The organism is Streptomyces sp. NPDC007025 (assembly GCF_042869455.1).
In the GTDB taxonomy this organism is placed as follows: Bacteria; Actinomycetota; Actinomycetes; order Streptomycetales; family Streptomycetaceae; genus Streptomyces.
Genome location: NZ_JBIAFT010000010.1, coordinates 262,264 through 281,479 on the forward strand (window position 1 = coordinate 262,264; position 19,216 = coordinate 281,479).

General features: G+C 72.9%; 14 protein-coding genes and 2 tRNA genes. 9 read left to right on the forward strand and 7 right to left on the reverse strand.

Going from position 1 to position 19,216, the window contains the following annotated elements:
• Positions 1-56: 56 nt before the first annotated feature.
• Positions 57-344, reverse strand: coding sequence for a YtxH domain-containing protein (locus ACFYMO_RS21135; protein ID WP_366774405.1), 288 nt, complete (start codon positions 342-344; stop codon positions 57-59).
• Positions 345-534: 190 nt separating this feature from the next.
• Between ACFYMO_RS21135 and ACFYMO_RS21140 the strand changes: the two genes are divergently transcribed.
• The 6 genes from ACFYMO_RS21140 to ACFYMO_RS21165 all read left to right on the forward strand — a co-directional run bounded on the left by ACFYMO_RS21140 (position 535) and on the right by ACFYMO_RS21165 (position 3,752).
• Positions 535-607, forward strand: a tRNA-Asn gene (locus ACFYMO_RS21140).
• Positions 608-841: 234 nt separating this feature from the next.
• Positions 842-915 (forward strand) — tRNA-Ile (locus ACFYMO_RS21145).
• A gap of 411 nt (positions 916-1,326) precedes the next feature.
• Positions 1,327-1,569, forward strand: coding sequence for a hypothetical protein (locus ACFYMO_RS21150; protein WP_366774406.1), 243 nt, complete (start codon positions 1,327-1,329; stop codon positions 1,567-1,569).
• A 5-nt stretch (positions 1,570-1,574) separates the two neighbouring features.
• Positions 1,575-2,165 (forward strand): Clp protease N-terminal domain-containing protein, encoded by a 591-nt coding sequence (locus ACFYMO_RS21155; RefSeq protein WP_366774407.1) that lies wholly within the window; start codon positions 1,575-1,577, stop codon positions 2,163-2,165.
• A gap of 226 nt (positions 2,166-2,391) precedes the next feature.
• Positions 2,392-2,949 carry a hypothetical protein gene (locus ACFYMO_RS21160; protein ID WP_366774408.1) on the forward strand — a complete coding sequence of 186 codons (558 nt, stop codon included), beginning with the start codon at positions 2,392-2,394 and terminating at the stop codon, positions 2,947-2,949.
• A gap of 227 nt (positions 2,950-3,176) precedes the next feature.
• Positions 3,177-3,752, forward strand: a complete 576-nt coding sequence (locus ACFYMO_RS21165) for a hypothetical protein (protein ID WP_366774409.1) — start codon at positions 3,177-3,179, stop codon at positions 3,750-3,752.
• Between the two features lie 45 nt (positions 3,753-3,797).
• Here ACFYMO_RS21165 and ACFYMO_RS21170 read toward each other — a convergent pair whose 3' ends face one another.
• Positions 3,798-4,886: a MalY/PatB family protein gene (locus ACFYMO_RS21170; RefSeq protein WP_388548170.1), complete on the reverse strand. Its 1,089-nt coding sequence runs from the start codon at positions 4,884-4,886 to the stop codon at positions 3,798-3,800.
• A 227-nt stretch (positions 4,887-5,113) separates the two neighbouring features.
• Between ACFYMO_RS21170 and ACFYMO_RS21175 the strand changes: the two genes are divergently transcribed.
• The 3 genes from ACFYMO_RS21175 (at position 5,114) to ACFYMO_RS21185 (ending at position 10,516) form a co-directional block, all read left to right on the forward strand.
• Positions 5,114-6,520: an FGGY family carbohydrate kinase gene (locus ACFYMO_RS21175; RefSeq protein ID WP_366774410.1), complete on the forward strand. Its 1,407-nt coding sequence runs from the start codon at positions 5,114-5,116 to the stop codon at positions 6,518-6,520.
• A gap of 248 nt (positions 6,521-6,768) precedes the next feature.
• Positions 6,769-8,502: an ABC transporter ATP-binding protein gene (locus tag ACFYMO_RS21180; protein ID WP_366774411.1), complete on the forward strand. Its 1,734-nt coding sequence runs from the start codon at positions 6,769-6,771 to the stop codon at positions 8,500-8,502.
• 91 nt (positions 8,503-8,593) lie between these two features.
• Complete coding sequence (locus tag ACFYMO_RS21185) at positions 8,594-10,516, forward strand: ABC transporter ATP-binding protein (protein ID WP_366774412.1); 1,923 nt, start codon at positions 8,594-8,596, stop codon at positions 10,514-10,516.
• A 106-nt stretch (positions 10,517-10,622) separates the two neighbouring features.
• Here ACFYMO_RS21185 and ACFYMO_RS21190 read toward each other — a convergent pair whose 3' ends face one another.
• The 5 genes from ACFYMO_RS21190 to ACFYMO_RS21210 all read right to left on the reverse strand — a co-directional run bounded on the left by ACFYMO_RS21190 (position 10,623) and on the right by ACFYMO_RS21210 (position 19,200).
• Positions 10,623-11,999 (reverse strand): RNA polymerase sigma factor, encoded by a 1,377-nt coding sequence (locus ACFYMO_RS21190; RefSeq protein WP_366774413.1) that lies wholly within the window; start codon positions 11,997-11,999, stop codon positions 10,623-10,625.
• Positions 12,000-12,417: 418 nt separating this feature from the next.
• On the reverse strand, positions 12,418-14,334 hold the full coding sequence (dnaG, locus tag ACFYMO_RS21195; RefSeq protein WP_388548069.1) for a DNA primase: 1,917 nt from the start codon (positions 14,332-14,334) through the stop codon (positions 12,418-12,420).
• Between the two features lie 53 nt (positions 14,335-14,387).
• Positions 14,388-16,130 carry a pyruvate dehydrogenase gene (locus ACFYMO_RS21200; RefSeq protein WP_366774415.1) on the reverse strand — a complete coding sequence of 581 codons (1,743 nt, stop codon included), beginning with the start codon at positions 16,128-16,130 and terminating at the stop codon, positions 14,388-14,390.
• Between the two features lie 219 nt (positions 16,131-16,349).
• On the reverse strand, positions 16,350-17,621 hold the full coding sequence (locus ACFYMO_RS21205) for an NAD(P)/FAD-dependent oxidoreductase (RefSeq protein ID WP_388548072.1): 1,272 nt from the start codon (positions 17,619-17,621) through the stop codon (positions 16,350-16,352).
• A gap of 253 nt (positions 17,622-17,874) precedes the next feature.
• Positions 17,875-19,200 carry a deoxyguanosinetriphosphate triphosphohydrolase gene (locus tag ACFYMO_RS21210; protein ID WP_388548075.1) on the reverse strand — a complete coding sequence of 442 codons (1,326 nt, stop codon included), beginning with the start codon at positions 19,198-19,200 and terminating at the stop codon, positions 17,875-17,877.
• Positions 19,201-19,216 lie beyond the last annotated feature (16 nt).

Below are 19,216 nucleotides of genomic sequence, written 5' to 3' on the forward strand. Positions count from 1 at the left end.
GCTCCCGCCCCCCGGACGGCTTCCGCGGCGGCCCCCGAGGGGCCCGCCGGCCGGTCTCAGTGTGCTTCCGCGCCCCAGTCGCTGCCCGCACGGGCACGGTAGTCGCGAGCCGTGCGGACCCGGTCGGCCACCGAGGAGGGGAGCCGGTCCTGGACGGCGTCGGCGGCCTTCACCGCGGCCTGCCGACTGCTGAGCGCCGCCGCCTCTCCCGCGTTGCGCACCGCCGGGTTCTCCGCGATCCTCCGCACACCCTTCCTGATCTGCTCGTAGCGCTCGCGTCCCGCGCGGGCGCCGAGCACGTAGCCGATGGCCAGTCCGGACACGAATGTGAGCCGGTAGCGCATAGCTTGCCCCTTCTCTCGGCTGGTGGTCCTGCTGCCGGTACCCGGGGACTGCGGCAGCCACCGGGGTGCCTCAGGGGTACCGCGTTCGGGCGGCGGCAATACCGATTTCAGAGCACCCCCTGGCATGCGCTAATGTATTCCTCACCGCAAGGGAGCGCCCCGGGGATCCGGAGTGCGACCGAAGAGACGGTCCCGTGTAGCTCAATCGGCAGAGCAGCCGGCTGTTAACCGGCAGGTTACTGGTTCGAGTCCAGTCGCGGGAGCACCACTCGAAAGGGCCCCTCTCCAGGGGCCCTTTTCGCGTGCCGCCACTGCGCCCAAGGCCCGGCACAGGGCGTTCTTCCGCGCTTCGCAACGAAGTTGGCCGCGAGCTGGAACCAATCACCCTTGGTTCGGGGTCCTCACCTGCGTAGATCTCCCCCGGCGCGGGCGGCAGATCCTATGAACGGTTATGCTGCGGCAGACGGCGCGCACAGATGTGCGCGGTGCGCCGTTACGGGGCGGTAGCTCAGCCGGTTAGAGCAGCGGACTCATAATCCGTCGGCCGTGGGTTCGAGTCCCACCCGCCCCACCTCAGCACAACCGAGCAGAAACGTTCCGAGCTGGAACCTCGGCTGGCGCTCCGGCGACGGCGCCCCGTTCCGCGTTCACCCCGGAGGCCGTTGGCCTCCGCGCCGGGCCGTCACCCCCGTCACCCGTTCGGGGCGCCCTCGTCCAGGCCTTCGAAGAACCCTTCGCCCGGTCGGTCCGCACACTCCGCGAAAGCCGTACGAGCCGTGCGAGTCCTCCGGAACAGCGCTCGCACCTCCCTGCGCCATCCGCGCGCGCCCGCTCATCGGCACCCCTCCGGAACCGTCCCGTCCGCGGCTCTGTCGAGGCGGCATCCGGGACGGCTCTCCCCCGCGACCCGGATCGCGCACCGCGCCGCCGCCACCGTCAACATTCGTTGACAGCACACCCGTGTCACCCTAGGTTGACACGCATGGCAGGAACGGAAGCAGCAGGAGCGGACGAGGCAGTCCACACCGCGCAGGCCGCCCTGGACGGCGACCCGGCCGTGGGGTTGCGGGCCGTCGCGGCGCTGCGGCGGCTCGCGGAGCGCCTGGAGGCGCTCCAGGTCGGCAGCGCGCGCCGCCAGGGGTGGTCGTGGGACGAGATCGGCGCGGCCCTCGGAGTGAGCAGGCAGGCCGTGCACAAGAAGCACTCGAAGCGCACTGGGAGGTAGGGGCGATGTTCGAAAGGTTCACCGGGGAGGCACGGGACGTGGTGATCGGCGCACAGGAGGAGGCACGCTCGCTCGGACACGACCGGATCGGCACCGAGCATCTGCTGCTGGGCGCGTTGCGGCGGCCCGGACAGACGGGCGCCGCCATCCTGCACCGGCTGGGCGTGGACGCGGCGTCGTGCCGGGTGGCGGTCGCGGGAGTGGTCGCCGGGCCCCGCGAGGACCTCGGCCCGCAGGACGCGGAGGCGCTGCACACCCTCGGGATCGACCTGGCGGAGGTCCGCAGGCGCGCGGAGGAGTCCTTCGGTGCGGGCGCGCTCGACTCGGCGCCGGAGTCCGGTCGTACAGGGCGGGGCAGCAGTGGCACCCCCACCCGGCACATCCCGTTCGCCGCACGCGCGAAGGAAGCGTTGAAGCGGGCGCTGCGCGAGGCGTCGGCGCGCGGGGACCGGGAGATCGGGACCGCACACGTACTGCTCGGCGTACTGGGGTCGGAGGACAACATCTCCGTCGCGGTGTTCTCGCGGCTCGGCGTGGAACCGGAGGTGGTGCACGAACTGGTGCTCGACGACCTGCGGACGGCGGCGACCGCGTGAGGAGGCCCCGGGGTGCATGTGACCGGGACCTTTGAGGCTCTGGTGACGGGTGGGGCACCGGTGACATGACAGGCGTGAACTGCCCGCACAGAGCCGCGTGATGGCGTACAACCCCCTGAGGCAGCGACGTGTCGTACTGGGTATCCCGCGCATCGCGCCCATTCCGGCGATGCCATGGAAAGCACGTACACGACTGCTTCTTCACCGAAGAGGGGGAAAAATCACGATGCGTTCCACCGGCTCCACTCGCTCCACCCGCTTCTCCAAGGGCGCGCTGGCCGCCGCCGCGACCTCCGCGCTGGTACTCCTGCCCGCCGGGGCCGCCTACGCCGGCAGCGGCCCGGCCACTCCCCCGTCGCACCCGCAGAAACTGACCCGCAGCACGGCCCCCTCCCCCGAGGGGAACCCGGCGAGCCGGGCGGCCCGGGCGGCAGGGGTCTGCGACGACGCCGTGCCGATCGGCACCCGCGGGCTGATCAAGCGGGGCTCGGAGACGATCGCCTCGGTCAAGCAGTTCTACTCGAAGAAGTGCAACGAGAACTACGGCTACGTGTGGGTCTGGGAGAGCTTCCGCAAGACCGCCGCGCCCTACGACATCACCGCCGGTGTCTACAGCTACAGCGACGACTCGGTGCACGCCGCCAAGGCGTGGAAGTCCACCAAGCAGCAGGAGTTCTGGACGGACGGGGCGAACACCGTCGACCACTGCACCTCCGGCGTGGGCAGCCTGCGCCCGGCCGGCGCGCCGCAGAGCTACCAGGCGTACTCCCAGAAGCGCTGCTGAACAACGCACCCGACCGGCCCACGACGGCCGGAGGGGATACGCAAGAGCCGGGGCCCGGCGCCGCTTTGCCGGTGACGCCGGGCTCCTTCCACGCCGCTTGCGCCCCCTCCCCACGACCCGCCGCCGCGCGCATGAATCCCCGCCACGGGCATCGCCGCCTCGTACTGTGAGGTTCTGGTCTGACCGTTATGACCGGAACATCCCGTACTCCCATCAGGAGGAGACTCATGCGCACTCCGTCCGCCTTCAAGGGCGTCTCGCCCGTCAAGGGCGCCCTCACCGCCGCCGCCTGCGCGATGGCGTTGCTGCCCGCCGGCGCCGCCCAGGCCGACGCCACGGCGCCGGCCCCCACCGAGGCCCGGGCCGGCTCGGCGGCGGCATCCGCCGGCATGCCCGAGAGCGCCCCGGCGGCCGACGAGGCGGGCATGTCCGCCGACCGGTCCGCCATGGCCGCGCACATGTGCAGCGACGCCTACCAGATCGGCTCGACCGGCTACATCAAGCGCAAGGGCTACACCATCGGCTCGGTCAAGCAGTTCTACTCGAAGAAGTGCAACCGCAACTACGGCTACCTGTGGGTGTGGAAGAGCTTCCGCGACCACCACCGGAACTACGCGACGAACGTCGGCGTGTACGACTTCCACGCCAAGAAGCTGGTCGGGCTGCGCATCTGGCGCCACACCTCCGCCGCGGAGTTCTGGTCCTACCCGGCGGACACCGTGCGCCACTGCACCGCTGCGCGCGGCGCCGTGACGGTGCCCGGCGAGAGCAAGAACTACGCCTACTCCTCCAAGCGCTGCTGACCCTGCCCAGCCGGTGACCGCCCGAGCCGCAGCGGGCGGGGGAGTTCACAGCACCGAGGCCATCCGGCGCACCACCTCCGTCAGGATCTCCGGCGAGGTCGCCAGGTTCAGCCGGACGTGCCCCGCTCCCCCGGTACCGAAAGCGGGCCCGGGATTGAGGGCGACCCGGCCGCGCCGCAGGAACACCGCGGCCGGGTCCTCGCCCAGCCCCAACGCCCGGCAGTCGAGCCAGGCGAGGAAGGTGCCCTGGGGCTCCCGGTGGCCGACCCCGGGCAGGTCGCGGGAGAGCAGCTCCCCCAGCAGCCGCCGGTTCTCGTCCAGGCCGGCCAGCAGATCGTCGAGCCAGCCGGTGGCCTGCCGCAGCGCCGCCGAGTGCGCGATCACTCCCAGGTGACTGGGCCCGTGGCCGACCTCCTCCGGCATGGCGGCCAACTCGCCCGCTGCCGCGCTGCCCGCGACCGCCAGGCCCGCCTTGAGTCCGGCCAGGTTCCACGCCTTGGACGCGGACAGCAGACAGAACGCGTCCTGGCTGCCCGGCACCGACAGATACGGCACCTGTCTGGCTCCCGGCAGCACCAACGGCGCGTGGATCTCGTCGACGACCACCCGCACCCCGTACGCGGCGGCGAGTGCCGCGACGCCCGCCAACTCCTCGGCGGTGTGCACCGTGCCGGTGGGGTTGTGCGGACTGCACAACAGGAAGGCGGCCCGCCGCCCGCCCGCGGCGGCCCGCGCGAAAGCGGCCTCCAGGGCCTCCGGATCCAGCCGTCCGACCGGGTCCAGCGGAGCCTCCACGACGCGGCGGTCCAGATGCGCGACGAACTGGTAGAAGGGCGGGTAGACGGGTGGATTGACCACCACCGCGTCACCGGGTCCGGTGACCAGCTTGAGCACCTCGACGACGCCGAGCATCACGTCCGGCACCAGCGCGGTGTGCTCCGCCGGGATCCGCCAGCCCCAGCGGCGGCGCGCGAAGTCGTCCCACGCGTCCGCGTAGCCGGTGCCCGCGGGATAGCCGGTGTCGCCCGTCCGGACCGCCTCGCGGATCGCCTCGGCGACCGGCTCCGCCGGCAGTACGTCCATCTCCGCCACCCACGCGGGCAGCACATCGGGGTCGTAGGCGCGCCACTTCATGCTCGTGCGGCGGCGCAGTTCCTCCAGGCTCAGCGTGCGCAGGGGGTTCGGCAACGGTGCTCCTTCCGGTCGTCGTGCCTGTGGGTCGTGCCGGTGGATCGTTTCTGTGCGGTTCTTGTGGCCGCCGCGGGCCCGGCGGAGGGGCGGCGTCCGTCACCGGGCGGGGTGCGGGCACCGGGGCGGGGTGCCTGGCCCGGTACGGGTGGCTATGAGGCATCATTCCGGCCATGGGGATAGTCGCCGGCCTGGACAGTTCAGCCGAGTACACGAGCATCGTCGTCTGCGACACCGAAACGGGTGCGGTCGTCCGGCACGGGCACGCCGAGCACCCCGGTGAGCGCGACGACCCGCAGTCCTGGCTGCGCTCCCTCGGCACGGCCGCGGGCGGCGGGCAGCTCGCCGACGTGCAGGCGATCGGTGTCTCGGCGCAGCAGCAGGGTCTCGTCGCGCTGGACGGCGCGGGCGAACCGGTCGGCGCCGCGCTGCTGGGCAACGACCAGCGGGTGCAGACGGCCGCGGCGGATCTCGTGGAGGCGTTCGGCGGACGTGCGGCGTGGGCGGCGGCCGTCGGCACGGTCCCGCAGGCCGCGCATCCGGTCTCCAAGCTGCGCTGGCTGGCCCGCGAACAGCCGCAGGCTGCGCGGCGGACCGCCGAGGCCATGCAGCCGCACGACTGGCTGGTGTGGCAGTTGCTGGGCCGCCCGGCGCGGCGGGTGACCGACCGTGGGGACGCCTCGGGCACCGGGTACTGGTCGGCGGCGACCGGGTCCTACCGGCCGGACCTGGTCGAGCTGGCACTCGGACACCAGGTGGGGCTGCCGGAGGTGGCCGGTCCGGCGGAGCCCGCCGGGCACACCCCGGAGGGGCTGCTGATCTCCGCCGGTACCGGCCAGACGATGGCAGCCGCGTTCGGCCTGGGGCTGAGTCCCGGCGATGTGGTGATCTCGCTCGGCGCGACCGGCTCGGTGTGCGCCGTCCACCACGAGGCGCTGGCCGATCCCTCCGGAACCATCACCTCCTACGCGGACGCCACCGGCAGGCATCTGCCGGTGGTGCGCACCCTGAACGCGACGCGGGTGCTGCGCGGGGCCGCCGGGATGCTCGGCACCGATCTGGCGGGCCTCTCCGAACTGGCGCTCTCCTCCACTCCCGGTTCCTCGGGTCTGGTGCTGCTGCCCTATCTGGAGGGCGAGCAGACACCGCAGCTGCCGCACACCGCGGGTTCGCTGCACGGGCTGCGGCGCGAGAGCATGCGGCCGGAGTTCCTGGCGCGGGCCGCTGTCGAGGGCATGCTGTGCGGGCTGGCGGACGCGCTGGAGGTGCTGCGTGCCCGCGGGGTGTCGGTGCGGCGGGTGTTCCTGCTGGGCCAGGCGGCGGGGCTGGGCGCGGTCCGGGAGGCGGCGCCCGCGCTGCTGGACGCGCAGGTCGTGGTGCCCGAGCCGGCCGACTACGCGGCGATCGGCGCGGCCCGGCAGGCGGCGTGGGCACTCTCCGGCTCCGACAGTCCGCCGCAGTGGCCCGCCGCGGCCTGCCAGGTGTTCGAGGCGGGCGAGCAGCGGGCCGTCGGGCAGGCGGTGCGGCAGCAGTACGCCACGGTGCGCGAGGAGATGTATCCGGGGGCGCTGGGCGTCTGACCTCCGCGGCACACGAGCACCCCGCGCCCCCGCGCGGCGCCGGGGAGCCGGGAGCGGCAGGTCCCGGACGGGTGCCGGGAGCGGCAGGTCCGGGCGGGCGGGAGGCGGGTGCCCGACGGCGTGTGTCGAGGGCCGGTCGTGCGGGCACGGGGACCGTCCAAAACCGGAGGCGGCCCCGTACCGGACGCTTGTACGCTCGATCACTTGCGCCTTCCGTTCTCCCGACCTGACCGACCGAGGAAATCCGTGTGCTGATCCGCCTCCTCCGCGCCCGGCTGCGCCTGTACCAGCGGCCGATCGCGCTTCTCGTGCTGCTGCAACTCGTGCAGACGAGCGCCACGCTGTATCTGCCCACTCTGAACGCCGACATCATCGACAACGGTGTCGTTCTCGGTGACACCGGCTACATCCTGCGCCACGGCAGCCTCATGCTGGCGGTCTCGGTGGTGCAGGTGGTGTGCAACGTCGGTGCCGTCTACCTGGGCGCGCGGACCGCGGCCGCGGTGGGCCGCGACATCCGCGCGGGCGTCTTCGACCGCGTGCAGTCCTTCTCGGCCCGTGAGGTCGGCCGGTTCGGCGCACCCACGCTGATCACGCGCACCACAAATGACGTGCAGCAGGTGCAGACGGTGACGCTGATGGCGTTCACCTTGATGGTCACCGCTCCGATCATGTGCTTCGGCGGCATCTTCATGGCGCTGGGCCAGGATGTGCCGTTGTCGGCCGTGCTGCTGGGCGTCGTGCCGGTACTGGGCGTCACGGTCGGGCTGATCGTGCGCCGGATGCGGCCGCTGTTCCGCTCCATGCAGGAGCGGCTCGACCACGTCAACCGGATCCTGCGCGAGCAGATCACCGGTGTCCGCGTCATCCGGGCCTTCGTCCAGGACGCCTACGAGCGCCGCCGCTTCCACGCGGCCAACACCGAGCTGACCGGCATGCAGTTGCGCACCGGCCGGCTGATGGCGCTGATGTTCCCCGTGGTGATGACGGTGGTGAACATCTCCAGCGTGGTGGTGGTCTGGTTCGGCGCGCACCGCATCAGCGGCGGCGACATGGAGATCGGGGCGCTGACCGCGTTCCTCGCGTATCTGATGCAGATCGTGATGTCGGTGATGATGGCCACCTTCATGTTCATGATGGTGCCCCGTGCCGAGGTGTGCGCGGAGCGGATCCAGGAGGTGCTGACGACCGACTCCAGCGTCGTACCTCCCGCCGCGCCGGTCACGGCACTGCGGCGGCACGGCCATCTGGAACTGCGCGGCGCCGGGTTCGGGTACCCGGGAGCCGAGGCCCCGGTGCTGCACGGCATCGACCTGGTGGCGCGCCCTGGCGAGACCACCGCCGTCATCGGCTCCACGGGCAGCGGCAAGTCCACCCTGCTGGGCCTGGTGCCCCGGCTGTTCGACACGACGGCGGGCGAGGTCCTGGTGGACGGGGAGGACGTACGGGCGCTGGACCCTGCGCTGCTGGCGGGCACCGTGGGGCTCGTGCCGCAGCGCCCGTACCTCTTCTCCGGAACGATCGCCTCCAACCTGCGCTACGGGCGGCCGGACGCGAGCGACGAGGAGTTGTGGCACGCCCTGGAGGTCGCGCAGGCCAAGGACTTCGTGGAGCGCATGGAGGGCGGTCTGGAGGCCGCCGTCGCACAGGGCGGCAGCAACGTCTCCGGCGGGCAGCGGCAGCGGCTGGCCATCGCACGGGTGCTGGTGCACCGGCCGGAGATCTACCTGTTCGACGACTCCTTCTCCGCGCTGGACTACGCGACGGACGCGGCGCTGCGGGCGGCGCTCGCGCGTGAGACGGGGGAGGCCACGGTGGTCATCGTCGCGCAGCGGGTGGCGACCATCAGGGACGCCGACCGGATCGTCGTCCTGGACGAGGGCCGGGCCGTGGGAACGGGCCGGCACCACGAGCTGATGGAGAGCAACGAGACCTACCGGGAGATCGTGCTCTCCCAGTTGACCGAGAGCGAGGCCGCGTGAGCGGGGCACACACCACCGCCCGGCCGCGGGCGGCGGGGACGACCGGCCCCGTGCACCGTGCGCGCGTGGCGGCGAGCGGGAAGGACACACCATGAGCGGGCCCGGGGGCATGGCCGGAGGGCCGCCTCGACGATCCATGGACTTCGCCGGGTCCGGCATGCGTCTGCTGCGGCAGTTCCGGCCGGAGCGGGGCCTGCTGCTGATGATGCTCGGGGTGCTCGTCGCCAGCGTCACGCTGAGCGTCATCGGTCCCAAGCTCCTCGGGCATGCGACGGACCTGGTCTTCGGCGGCTTCGTCGGCCGGAAGCTGCCCGCCGGGCCGACCAAGGAGCAGGCGCTGGAGAACCTGCGGCAGCACGGCGACGGCGGGATGGCCGACATGCTCTCCGGGATGGACTTCACCCCCGGCCAGGGCATCGACTTCGGCGCCGTGGGCACGGTGCTGCTGGGTGTGGCCGCCGTGTACGCCGCGGCCGGGCTGCTGATGCTGTGGTCGGGACGAATATCCGTCCGGGTCATCACCCGTACCGTCTTCCGGCTGCGGGAGCGGGTGGAGGAGAAGCTGGGCAGGCTGCCGCTGTCCTACCTGGACGGCCAGTCGCGCGGCGAGGTGCTCTCCCGGGTCACCAACGACATCGACAACCTCGGCCAGACGCTGCAGCAGACCATGGGCCAGCTCATCAACTCGCTGCTGACGATCGTCGGCGTGCTGGCGGTGATGTTCTGGATCTCGCCGCTGCTGGCGCTGGTCGCTCTGCTGACGGTGCCGCTGTCGGCGCTGGTCGCCACGCGGGTGGGGAAGCGGGCCCAGCCGCAGTTCGTCGCCCAGTGGAAGTCGACCGGCGCGCTCAACGCACACGTCGAGGAGATGTACACCGGGCACGCGCTGGTGAAGGTCTTCGGGCGGCAGCGCGAGTCGGCCGGGGTCTTCGCGGAGCAGAACGAGGCACTGTACCGGTCCGGCTTCAAGGCCCAGTTCATCAGCGGGATCATGCAGCCCGCGATGATGTTCGTCGGCAACCTCAACTACGTGCTGGTGGCGGTGGTCGGCGGACTGCGGGTGGCCTCCGGAGCCCTGTCCATCGGGGACGTGCAGGCGTTCGTGCAGTACTCGCGGCAGTTCAGCCAGCCGCTCACCCAGGTCGCCTCGATGGCCAACCTCGTGCAGTCCGGGGTGGCCTCGGCCGAGCGGGTCTTCGAGATCCTCGACGCCGAGGAGCAGTCACCCGACCCCGACGAAAAACACGCCGTGCGGCCGGCGGCGGCACGGGGGCGGGTGGAGATGCAGCACGTCTCCTTCCGCTACGCGGAGGACACCCCGCTGATCGAGGATCTGTCGCTCTCGGTCGACCCCGGGCGGACGGTGGCGATCGTCGGCCCCACCGGTGCCGGGAAGACCACCCTGGTCAATCTGCTGCTGCGGTTCTACGAGGTGCGGGGCGGCCGGATCCTGCTGGACGGCACGGACATCGCCGCCATGTCCCGCGAGGACCTGCGCGCGGGTATCGGCATGGTGCTGCAGGACACCTGGCTGTTCGGCGGCACCATCGCGGACAACATCGCCTACGGGGCGCAGGGAGCCACCCGCGCACAGGTGGAGGAGGCCGCGCGGGCCGCGCACGCCGACCGGTTCATCCGCACCCTGCCGGACGGTTACGACACGGTCCTGGACGCCGAGGGCGACAGCGTCAGCGCGGGCGAGAAGCAGTTGATCACCATCGCCCGCGCCTTCCTCTCCGACCCGGTGATCCTGGTCCTGGACGAGGCCACCAGTTCCGTGGACACCCGTACCGAGGTGCTGATCCAGCAGGCGATGGAGCGGCTGGCCGCGGAGCGGACCAGCTTCGTGATCGCCCACCGGCTCTCCACCATCAGGGACGCGGACGTGATCCTGGTGATGGAGAACGGCGCCATCGTCGAGCAGGGCAGTCACGAGGAGCTGCTGTCCGCGGGCGGCGCCTACGCGCGGCTGTACCGTTCGCAGTTCGCCGAGGCGGTGGCGGAGGTGGACTGACCCGCCCCGCCGCCACGCGGGCCGCTCCTCGCCGCCGTGCGCCGGCCGAATCCGGTCCGGACCGGATGGGCGGTGCCGCGCGGCGGCGGGCGCGTCGGACGAGCAGTCAGTCCAGATAGCCCCGAAGCTGGTCCGCGAAGGCATGGTCCCGCAGCTTGGCGAGGGTCTTGGACTCGATCTGCCGTATCCGCTCCCGGGTGACGCCGAAGAGCCGGCCGATCTCCTCCAGCGTGCGCGGTCTGCCGTCGATCAGCCCGTACCGGAGCTGCACGACCTTGCGTTCGCGCTCACCGAGCGTGGAGAGCACCGCCTCCAGATGCTCGCGCAGCAGCAGGAAAGCGGCCGACTCCACCGGCGAGGGCGCGTCCCCGTCCTCGATCAGGTCGCCGAGGTTGACGTCCTCCTCCTCGCCGACCGGCGCGTGCAGCGAGACGGGCTCCTGGGCGAGCCGCAGCACCTCGGTCACCCGCTCCGCGGTCAGGTCCAACTCGGCCGCGACCTCCTCGGCCGCGGGCTCGTACCCGCGCTCCTGGAGCATCCGGCGCTGCACCCGCACCACCCGGTTGATCAGCTCGACGACGTGCACCGGCACCCGGATCGTCCGGGCCTGGTCGGCCAGCGCCCGGGACATGGCCTGGCGGATCCACCAGGTCGCGTAGGTGGAGAACTTGTAGCCGCGCGCGTAGTCGAACTTCTCCACCGCGCGGATCAGCCCGAGGTTGCCCTCCTGGACGAGGTCGAGCATGGTCAGGCCGCGGCCCACGTAGCGCTTGGCGACGGACACCACCAGCCGCAGGTTCGCCTCGATGAGGCGGCGCTTGGCCAGTCTGCCGCGCACCACCAGGCGGTCGAGGTCGAGCGCCAGCTCCCCGTCCAGCGTGGGCGAGTCGGCGAGCTTCTCCTCGGCGAAGAGCCCCGCCTCCACACTCCGGGCCAGCTCCACCTCCTCGGCGGCGGTGAGCAGGGGGACGCGGCCGATCTCGCGCAGGTACTGGCGGAAGAGGTCCGCCGAGGCGCCGGTGGCGGGCGCCTCCGGCTGCGGCAGCGCGGGCTCGGCCTCCTCCTCGGCCCGGGGCGCCGCGCGCTGCTCCGGCACGGTCCCGCCGGGCTCCGGAGCATCGGGCACGCCACCCGGGGAACCGGGCTCCGCGAGGGGCACCTGGGGCGGCGGGCCGAGGAGGGCCGCGGCCGGGGCGGCCGCCAGGGGCGACTCGGCGACGGGCACCAGCGCGGGGTGCGCCGGGGGCGCCGACGGGGCGGAGTGTGTGCCCAGCGGGGCGGTCGAGGCGGCGCGGGGCGCCGCATTCCGGGTCCGGGTCTGCACGGGGGCGACCTCCAGTGTGATCGCTGCCGGTTCGGGGGCGGCGTGCGGGAGGGGAACGGCCGCGGCCGGGCCGCGCTCCATCCCGTACGGAACGTGCGGTTCCGCGGGGGACTTTGGCCCGTTCCGGCCAGCACCGCCCCGCTCCGAGGACTCAGGCACCGCTCACCAGTGTGGGGTACGACACATGCCCGCCACGAGAGGCGTGCGGGCAGTTTTTCCGCCAAACGTCACCCTCAGCGCACGATCCACTACGCACTATCGGGGTCGCGGAGGCCGCTGTTCCTCCTGTGGCACCGGCACCGACAGCTTCGCGGCTCCCGGGACGCATCCCGCCGGCCGTCCCGAGCCGCTCACCGGGCCCGCGGGTGGTGTCCGGAAGCGGCCGCAGCGCGGCGAGCCCGAAAATGTGCGCCCGGCGCGCCGCCGCACGCCCGCCGCGGGCACCCGCCGCCGACACCACAGGCAGCCGGACCGGGCGGGGCCGCACCAACACACCGCGGCCGGGCGCGAGTCGGCCCCGCACGGCCGGGCGCCGCAGTCGGCCGCTCCCCCGCCGCCGGACGGCCCCCGTTCGGCGTCAGAGCGCCGTGGCACCCCGCTCGCGCAGGGCGATGCCGTACTGCTGGAGCGTCCAGATCTGCCGGCGCACGCCGGCCGACTGCTCGTACTCCTGGCGCGCCTCCAGGCGCCGCGCCGCCCCCTCCAGTTCGGCGATGCGGGCATTGACGGCGGCGCGGCGTACCGCGACCAGCTGCTCGCCCGCGTACGCCTCGTCGGCCTCCCGGTTGCGGGCGCTGCGCAGCGGCTCGACGGCCAGCTCGGTGACCAGGGAGCGCACCGCGTCGTCCGGCGCCGCGTCCCGCACTCGTCCCAGGTAGCCGCTGTCCCCGACCCCGGCCTCGGCGCCGCCCCCGGCCTCCACCGCCTGCCGCACCACGGCGTAGGGCGGCGCGGTGAACTCGTCGGCCCCGTAGGCGTCGAAGGCGGGCGAGACCAGCTCCGGCCGCTGGAGCGCCAGCTTGAGCAGCTCGCGCTCGACGCGGTGGGCGGGACTGCGCAGGTTCAGATCCGGACCGCTGGGCACGAAGGGCGCCTGCACGGCCGGGCTCTCCTGGGCGCGTGCGGCGCGCCCCGCGGTGCGCGACGGCGCCTGGCCGCGCTCGCGCGCCCACCGGGAGAGCTGGGCGACGCGGCGGACGACGAACTCCTCGTCCACGATGCCCAGCAGCCCCGCCAGCCGTACCGCGTAGCCGCGCCGGATGGAGGGGTCCTTGATCTGGGTGACGACCGGCGCGCACTCCTCCAGCGCGGCGGACCGCCCCTCGGCGGTGTCGATGTTGTGCCGGTCCACGATGGAGCGGATGGCGAAGTCGAAGAGCGGGGCACGGTCCTCGATCACCTCGGCCACGGCCTCGTCGCCGTGCGCGAGCCGCAGATCGCACGGGTCCATACCGCCGGGCGTCAGCGCGATCCAGGTGCGGGCCGCGAACTTCTGGTCGTCCTCGAAGGCGCGGAGCGCGGCCTTCTGCCCGGCCGCGTCGCCGTCGAAGGTGAAGACGACCTCCGACTGCGCGTTGTCCATCAGCACCCGGCGCAGGATCTTCACATGCTCACCGCCGAAGGCGGTGCCGCAGGTGGCGATGGCCGTGGTCACCCCCGCCAGGTGGCAGGCCATCACGTCCGTGTAGCCCTCCACGACGACGGCGCGGTTGGCCTTGGCGATCTCCCGCTTGGCCAGGTCGATGCCGTAGAGCACCTGCGACTTGCGGTAGAGGGGCGTCTCGGGCGTGTTGAGGTACTTCGGCCCCTGGTCGTCCTCGCGCAGCTTGCGGGCGCCGAAGCCGACGACGTCGCCGGTGATGTCGCGGATCGGCCACATCAGGCGGCCGCGGAAGCGGTCGATGGGCCGCCCGTTGCGCGCCTCCTGGGCGAGGCCGGAGAGCGTGAGCTCCTTGTCGGTGAAGCCCTGCCCGCGCAGATGGCGCACCAGGTGGTCCCAGCCGGCCGGGGAGTAGCCGATGCCGAAGTGCCGGGCGGCCTCCTGGTCGAATCCCCGGTCGGCGAGGAAACGGCGGCCGATCTCCGCCTCGGGGCCGTCCAGCTGCTCGGCGTAGAACCGCGCCGCGATCCGGTGCGCCTCCACCAGCCGGGTGCGCTCGCCCTGCTGCGAGGCGCGGCCGTAGCCGCCCTCCTCGTAGCGCAGGGTGATCCCGGCGCGGGCGGCGAGCCGCTCGACGGACTCGGAGAAGGACAGGTGGTCGACCTTCATCACGAAGTCGAGGGTGTCCCCGCCCTCCTGGCAGCCGAAACAGTGGTAGAACCCCTTGCTCGGGCTGACGTGGAACGAAGGGGACTTCTCGTCATGGAACGGGCACAGCCCCTTGAGGTTGCCGCCGCCCGCGTTGCGGAGCTGGAGGTACTCGGACACCACGGAGTCGATCGGGACCGCGTCCCGGACCGCCTTCACGTCCTCGTCGTTGATCCTTCCAGCCACGTGGGAAGTCTACGGCCGCCCGGTGACACTCCCCGACCCCGGTGCGGCTCGGCTCAGGGCCGCGGGATGTTGCGCAGATTCGACCGGGCCATCTGGACCATCCGCCCCACACCGCCGTCCAGCACGGTCCGGCCCGCGGAGAGCGCGAAGCCGCTCACCTGCTCGCGGGTGATCTTCGGCGGCAGGGAGAGGGCGTGCGGATCGGTCACGATGTCGAGCAGTGCGGGCCCGTCGTGCGAGAGCACGTCCCGCAGGGCGCCGCGCAGCTGCTTGGGCTTCTCGACCCGTACGGCGTGCGCGCCGGCGGCCTCGGCGAGGGCCGCGAAGTCGGGGTTGCGGTTGTGGGTGCCGTAGGCGGGCATCCCGTCGACCATCATCTCCAGCTCGACCATGCCCAGCGAGGAGTTGTTGAACAGCACGACCTTGACCGGCAGGTCGTACTGGACCAGCGTGAGGAAGTCGCCCATCAGCATGGTGAAGCCGCCGTCCCCGGAGAGCGAGACCACCTGCCGGCTCCGGTCGAGGAACTGCGCGCCGATGGCCTGCGGCAGCGCGTTGGCCATCGAGCCGTGGCTGAAGGAGCCGATCACCCGGCGCCGCCCGTTCGGCGTGAGATAGCGCGCCGCCCACACGTTGCACATCCCGGTGTCCACGGTGAAGACGGCGTCGTCGGCCGCCTCCTCGTCCAGCACCGAGGCCGCGTACTCGGGGTGGATGGGGGTGTGCTTCTCCACCTTGCGGGTGTACGCCTTGACGACGCCCTCCAGCGTCTCGGCGTGCTTGCGCAGCATCCGGTCCAGGAACCGGCGGTCGGTCCTGGCCCGCACCCGGGGTGTGAGGCAGCGGAGCGTCTCGCGCACGTCGCCCCACACCGCGAGGTCGAGGGCGGTGCGCCGGCCCAGGTGCTCGGGGCGCACGTCGACCTGGACGATCCGGCAGTCCTTGGGCAGGAACGCGTTGTACGGGAAGTCGGTCCCCAGCAGGATCAGCAGATCGCACTCGTGGGTGGCCTCGTAGGCGGCGCCGTAGCCGAGCAGTCCGCTCATGCCCACGTCATAGGGGTTGTCGTACTGGATCCACTCCTTGCCGCGCAGCGCGTGCCCCACCGGGGTCTTGAGCCGTTCGGCGAACTCCATGACCTCGCCGTGCGCGCCCGCGGTGCCGGCGCCGCAGAACAGCGTGATCTTCTCCGCGTCGTCGATCAGGTGCACCAGCGCGTCGATCTCCGCGTCCCCGGGGCGCACGGTGGGGCGCGAGGTGACCAGCGCATGCTCCTCAGGGCTGTCGGGCGCCTCCTCGGACGCCAGATCGCCGGGGAGCGCGACGACGCTGACCCCCTGCTGTCCGACGGCGTGCTGGATGGCCGTCTGGAGCACCCGCGGCATCTGCTGCTCGCTGGAGATCAGCTCGCTGTAGTGGCTGCACTCGGCGAAGAGCCGGTCGGGGTGGGTCTCCTGGAAGAAGCTGGTGCCGATCTCGCTGCTGGGGATGTGCGAGGCCAGCGCGAGGACGGGCGCCATCGAGCGGTGCGCGTCGTAGAGCCCGTTGATCAGGTGCAGGTTGCCGGGGCCGCAGGAGCCGGCGCACGCGGCGAGCTTCCCGGTGAGCTGCGCCTCGGCACCGGCCGCGAAAGCGGCGGTCTCCTCGTGGCGGACCTGGATCCAGTCGATGGCGGAGGTCCGCCGGATGGCGTCGACCACCGGGTTGAGGCTGTCCCCCACCACGCCGTAGAGGCGCTCCACCCCGCAGCGCACCAGCGTGTCGACGAACTGCTCGGCCACCGTCTGCTTCGCCATCGTTCACTCGTCCTTCGCTCGCCGCGCCACGGGAGGGGCGGCGGTACGGGGTGTCGCTCTTCCGTTGAACGTATTCCCCGTCCGCCGCTCAAGCATCACGTGAATCTCCCGTACGGCGCGGCGCCGGACCGTACAGCGGCGGACCGGCGTACCGGTGGGCCGCCCCGCGCGGGGCGATCCACCGGTACGGACCCGGCGAGCCCGGGCTCACGGCAGGGCTCAGGCCGGCTCGGCGGCGCCCAGCGACTCCAGCGGCACACCCGAGTCGGCCAGCGCGTCCGGATCCACCGCGGCGCCGGACCTGATCAGGTTCTGCACGGCCCCGGTCACGTCCCAGACGTTGGCGTTCAGCCCGGCCAGCACCCGGTTGTCCCGCAGCCAGAACGCGATGAACTCGCGCTTGGCCAGATCCCCCCGGCACACCACCTGGTCGTAGGAGCCGGGCGGGGCGTGCCCGGAGTACTCCATGCCCAGGTCGTACTGGTCCGAGAAGAAGTACGGAACCCGGTCGTAGGACACCTGCGCGCCGAGCATGGCCCGGGCCGCCGCCGGACCTCCGTTGAGGGCGTTGGCCCAGTGCTCCACCCGCAGCCGGTCGCCCAGCAGCGGGTGCGCGACGGCGGCGGCGTCGCCGGTGGCGTAGATGTCCGGGTCGCTGGTGCGCAGCGAGGCGTCCACGGCGATTCCGCCGCCCGGGCCCGGCGCCAGCTCCAGACCCGCGCTCTCGGCCAGCGCGGTGCGCGGCGCGGCGCCGATGGCGGCCAGCACGTCGTGCGCGGGGTGCTCGTCGCCGTCGTCGGTGCGCACGCTCTGCACCATGCCGTCGATGCCGGTGATCTCCGTCAGCCGGGCCCCGAAGTGGAAGCGGACGCCGTGCTCGCGGTGCAGGTCCGCGAAGAGCGCGCCCAGCTCCGGGCCGAGGGCGCCGTGCAGCGGTGTGGACTCCGGCTCGATGACGGTGACCTCCGCGCCGTAGGTCCGCGCCGCCGCGGCCACCTCCAGGCCGATCCAGCCCGCCCCGGCGATCACCAGGTGGCCGTTCTCCTGGCCCAGCGCGCTCAGCACCCCGCGCAGCCGCTCGGCGTGCGCCAGCCGGCGCAGGTGGTGCACACCGGCCAGGTCGGTCCCGGGGATGTCCAGCCGGCGCGGCTCGGCACCGGTGGCCAGCAGCAGTTTGTCGTAGTGGATGCGCGTGCCGTCGCCCAGCCGGACCGACCTGCCCGCCCGGTCGAGCTGCACCGCGGGCTGCCCCAGATGGAGCTCGATGTCGGCGCCCGCGTACCAGGCGGGCTCGTGCACGAAGACGCTGTCCCGGTCGTCCGAACCGGCGAGGTAGCCCTTGGAGAGCGGAGGGCGCTCGTAGGGATGGTCGCGCTCGTCGCCGATCAGGATGACACGGCCGGTGAACCCTTCCGCGCGCAAAGTCTCGGCGGCTTTCGCCCCCGCCAGCCCTCCGCCGACGATGACGAACGTACGGTGTGCGTCGACCACTTGAAGCCTCCTCCTCGAAGACGCTGCCCCCTGCGGGCCGTGCTGTCCCCCGTCGTCCACACGTGAGCGTCCCGCATCGGGGCAGGCCCGGGAAGAGGCAGGGGGCATGGATGGGACGTATGAGCCGCGCGACGAGTTCCGAGGCTCCGAACGGCCCCGGGGGCGCCGGGCGCCGGGCCCGGCGCCCGCCCGGCCGGCCCGGCGCGGGCGCGGCCCCGGTCGGCCGCGCGTCGCACGCGGAGCGCCGCGCACCTCATCCGTGCTGCCCGCGCATCGCCAGCGCACGGTGCAGGGCGCGGGCGGCGGCGTCGGTGAGCGTGGAGATCTGGTCGACGACCACCCGCAGCCGCGCCGAGTCCGGGTCCGCGGCGAGCGCGGCCTCCGCGTACAGGTCCGCGTACTGCGGATCCAGCCCCTCCGGCGCTCTGGCCAGCAGCGCCTCGGCCAGCTCGCGCAGGACCACCCGCTGCTCGCGGCGCAGCCGCTCCAGGTCGGGCCGCTGCATCACATAGCGGTCGGCGACCGCCTTGAGCACGGCGCACTCCAGCCGCGCGGACTGCGGGACGGTCAGCTCGGCGGCGTACCGGGTCAGCGGGCCCGAGCCGTGCGCGGCCCGGGTCGCGGCCTCGGCGGCCAGGCAGAAGCGGCCGATGAGCTGGCTGGTGGCGTCCTTGAGGCGGGCCTGGGCGTGTGCGGTGCCGTCGTAGGAGTGCGGCCACCAGTCCCGCTCCAGGAGCCGGTCGAGCGCGGCGGCCAGCTCGCCCTCCCCGGCTCCCGGCGCGTAGCGCTCCGCGGCCACCTCGAACACGTCTCCGCGCTCGGGTCCGGACCGCAGGAGGCGCGGGTCCAGATGCCCCGCCCTGATCCCGTCCTCCAGATCGTGCACCGAGTAGGCCACGTCGTCCGACCAGTCCATGACCTGCGCCTCGAAACAGGTGCGGCCCTCCGGCGCGCCCTTGCGCAGCCAGTCGAAGACCGGCAGGTCGTCCTCGTAGACGCCGAACTTGGGCGAGGCGGGGTCGTCCGGATGGCTGCCGCGCCGCCACGGGTACTTGGTCGCGGCGTCCAGTGCGGCCCGTGTCGCGTTGAGCCCGACGTAGCCCTGCCCGTCCAGTCGCGGGGAGAACCGCTTGGGCTCCAGCCGGGTGAGCAGCCGCAGCGACTGCGCGTTGCCCTCGAAGCCGCCCGCCGGTGCGGCGATCTCGGCCAGCACGGCCTCGCCGTTGTGCCCGAACGGCGGGTGTCCCAGATCGTGGGCGAGGCAGGCCGTCTCGACCAGGTCGGGGTCGCAGCCCAGCGCGGCACCCAGCTCCCGGCCCACCTGGGCGCACTCCAGGGAGTGGGTCAGCCGGGTGCGCGGTGTCGCGTCCCAGGCGGGACTGGCGCTGCCCGGTGCGACCAGTTGCGTCTTGCCCGCCAGCCTGCGCAGCGCCGCGGAATGCAGAACCCGGGCGCGGTCGCGCTGGAAGGCGGTGCGCCCCGGCCGCTTGTCCGGCTCCGGGACCCAGCGCTCGAGGTCGGCGGGACCGTAGCGCGGCACCGCGGGGGCGCCGCCCGCAGCCGCGGAGGAGGGTTCCATACACCGACCGTAGCCG